We start from the raw sequence: 1,098 nt of genomic DNA, 5'->3' as shown, positions 1-1,098 counted from the left end.
GTTTATCATCTAGAGGGTGGCATCCTTAAATATCTGGAAGAAGTCCCTAAAGAAGATACGATGTGGGAAGGCGATTGCTTCGTGTTTGATAATCGTGTTGCGGTTGATCATGATCTAAACAAAAGCGCTTATGATCAGTGCCACGCATGTCGACTTCCAATTACTGCCGAAGATATGGAACACGAACACTACAAAAAAGGTGTGAGTTGTCCTAAGTGTTTTGGCAAACACACGCCTAGCCAGATCAAACGATTCGAAGAACGTCAAAAACAGATTGACTTAGCGCGCGCACGTGGCCAAGGCCATATTGGTAGTGAAGCAACTGAAGCTATTGCTCAAAATCGTGATAAGAAAGTCGCGGCGATTAAAGCGCAGCAAGAAGCGCAGTAATACATCTGATAAAAGTAGCGTGAACGGTGTCGTTTGCGCTACTTCAACTCAATCTTTTTCTCTTTGCATCTCGCACAGCGCATAACTGTGACAAGCCTCCCTTGCTTAACGTCAAACTGGTTCTCTTTTTCGACCACCCATTTGTGAAAGCCATGCTTACAAAGGCTTTTTCCTTTATGCTTCGCTTTGAGCGAAGGTCTTTTAAACTGAACAACGTCTCCCATAGTTTTCCTCGCGAACAATAAATCAAAGCAGCAAATAAGAATTAGACGGATGCTACCAAAAGGATACCGTAAACGATACAGCCTTACTTTCATCGGAAGCTTGTTGCTGCATAGCTCCGTTGCGACCTATCTTATCTATAATCCTGTCGATTTTACGGAAGAAGTGCAGGACAAATCTGTAACTGTTCAGCTGAAGAAAGATGAACCGAAGTCGGACAAGAAAGAAGCCGAGAAGAAAGAGGCTGAGAAGAAGGAATCCAAGAAGAAGGAATCCAAGAAGAAGGAAGCCGAGAAGAAGGAAGCCGAGAAGAAGGAAGCCGAGAAGAAGGAAGCTGAGAAGAAAGAAGCCGAGAAGAAAGAAGCCGAGAAGAAGGAAGCCGAGAAGAAAGAAGCTGAGAAGAAAGAAGAGAAGAAGAAAGAAGAGAAGAAGAAAGAAGAGAAGAAGAAAGAAGCTGAGAAGAAAGATAAGGATCCATTGGAAGAG

Annotated in this window: 1 protein-coding gene and 1 pseudogene; both read left to right on the top strand. The window is 43.5% G+C overall.

The features are described from left to right. Nucleotides 1-390: pseudogene (locus A3739_RS30365) on the top strand (hypothetical protein); the annotation flags it as partial. A 273-nt stretch (nt 391-663) separates the two neighbouring features. Then, nucleotides 664-1,098, top strand: a 435-nt coding sequence (locus A3739_RS24425; protein WP_197472545.1) for a hypothetical protein, incomplete at its 3' end; no start/stop codon positions are given.

This window comes from Oleiphilus sp. HI0067 (assembly GCF_001635735.1).
Note: the sequence above shows the minus strand (reverse complement) of the source record. Positions and strands in the feature narration are given on the sequence as shown.